The 2142-nt window shown below is 69.7% G+C and carries 1 protein-coding gene; it reads left to right on the plus strand.

Annotation, left to right across the window (positions count from 1 at the left end; genetic code table 11):
* Positions 1-15 precede the first annotated feature (15 nt).
* Entirely contained in the window at positions 16-2121 is a 2106-nt protein-coding gene (locus ACIBTS_RS49325; protein ID WP_399328549.1) for an ISAzo13 family transposase, read from the plus strand.
* Positions 2122-2142: the final 21 nt, after the last annotated feature.

Genomic DNA, 2142 nt, shown 5'->3' on the forward strand with positions numbered 1-2142 from the left:
ATTCGTTGGCCTGGTATGGCGATCACGGAGGAGATGCTGTCCCAACTCGACTGCCGTTTCGCGGTGGTGCTGCCGCATCTGAACGAACGGCAGCGCCGCTTGGCCGTGGCGGCCGAGGCGAGGCTGCTCGGACACGGCGGGATACGCGCTGCCGCCAGGGCGGCAGCGGTGAGCGAGACCACGGTGCGCCGGGGCATCGCGGAACTGGAGTCCGGTGTCGGACCGCTGCCCGGCGGACGCATCCGCGCCGAGGGCGGGGGCCGCAAACTCGCCGAGGAGCTCGACCCGGGCCTGGTGGACGCGCTGATGGCCCTGGTTGAGCCCGATGAGCGCGGCGACCCGGAGTCCCCGTTGCGCTGGACGACGAAGTCGCTGCGCCACCTGGCCGAGGAACTGGCCCGGCAGGGCCACCCGGTCTCTGCCCCGACAGTGGGGCGGCTGCTGAAGCAGGCCGGATTCAGTCTGCAGGGCAACGCCAAGACCCTTGAAGGTGCCCAACATCCCGACCGCGATGCCCAGTTCCACTATCTCAACGAGCAGGTCAAGCAGCACCAGGCGGCGGGCGAGCCGGTGATCAGCGTGGACACGAAGAAACGCGAGCAGATCGGCCGCCTGCCCATGGCCGGACGCGAGTGGCGCCCGAAGGGCGAGCCGGTGCGCGTCGAGGACCACCACTTCTTCTTCAGCGGCCCGGACGTCGAGCAGGCCATCCCGTACGGCATCTACGACATCGCCCGCAACACCGGCTGGGTCAACGTCGGCGTCGACCACGACACCTCCACCTTCGCCGTCGAATCGATCCGCCGCTGGTGGAAGGCCCGCGGGCACGACGACTATCCGCAGGCCACCCGGCTGCTGATCACCGCGGACGCCGGCGGCTCCAACGGCTACCGCTACCGGGTCTGGAAGAGCGAACTGGCCGCGCTGGCCGCCGAGACCGGCCTTGCGATCACCGTCTGCCACTTTCCTCCGTGCACCTCGAAGTGGAACAAAATCGAGCACAGGCTGTTCTCCCACATCACCCACAACTGGCGTGGACGCCCCCTGACCAGCCACGACGTCGTCATCGAGACGATCGCCGCCACCCGCACCCGGGCCGGACTGCGCGTCGAGGCCCGCCTGGACCGCGGCGACTACCCCACAGGCATCGCCATCAGCAAGGACCGCTTCACCGCCCTGCCCCTGGTCAAGCACGATGTCCACGGCCAGTGGAACTACACCCTGCTGCCCGAACCCGCCACGGCGCAGACCCCGCCCGCCACCGGGGAGGCACACGGTGTCGCCGACCGGCGTCGCGCGCTCCTGGCCCGTCTGGCCGACCCGCGCCTGACCGGACTGAGCAGCACGCAACTCGCGCATTTGCGCACCGAGTTGGCCCCGCTCCAGGCCGCCCGGTCCCAGGAACGCTACAGCGAGCAGCGCGGCGGACGCGCCCGCCGGGCCACCGGAAAGCTGCGCGGCAGCAAGCCGCTGTTCGACGATGCGGCCCGGGTGATGCTCACCCTCCTTTACCAGCGGCAGGTGTGCTCGATGAAGCTGCTGAGCGACATGCTGGAGGTCACCCCCGAATGCGTCGGCCACCTCGTCGCCGAGACTCGCCGGGCCCTGGAAGACCACGGCCACCAGCCCGGATACGCCCCCACCCGCTTCACTACGGCGGAGTCGCTGATGACCTTCCTCGACACCGACCAGACCCCGACGCGCACCCGGATCATGGAGAGCCTGTCCCATCCGCGCCTGACCGGCATGTCCCGCGAAGACCTGGATGCACTCGCCCGCCGTCTCGCCCCACGCCAGCTCGCTCAGATCGAACGCGCCTCCTACCAGCGCCGGGGCACCGACCGCCAGCCAGGCAGCCGCGGCGGCGTCTTCCCCCAGAAGATCGGAGACAAGGAACGCGTCGTCCTCGCCGTCCTCTACCTGCGGAAGCTGTGCACTTTGGACGTCCTCGCCGACGCGTTGGGCGACGTGAGCAGATCCCTGATTGGCAACGTCATCCGCGAGATCCGACCCCTGCTCGTGGAAGGCGGACTCCTCCCGCCCCCGGCCACCACCCGCTACCGCACCGGCGCCGATCTCCTCACTGCCGCGCAGAGCGAACACGACACACCGACAGGTTGATCCTTGACGGCTTCACAAGGC

Source organism: Streptomyces sp. NPDC050121, from assembly GCF_044460385.1.
GTDB lineage: Bacteria > Actinomycetota > Actinomycetes > Streptomycetales > Streptomycetaceae > Streptomyces > Streptomyces soliscabiei.

Excerpts from the sequence above, each read along its gene's own strand:
- ACIBTS_RS49325 (WP_399328549.1), top strand. The coding sequence starts at position 16 with ATGGCGATCACGGAGGAGATGCTGTCCCAACTCGACTGCCGTTTCGCG.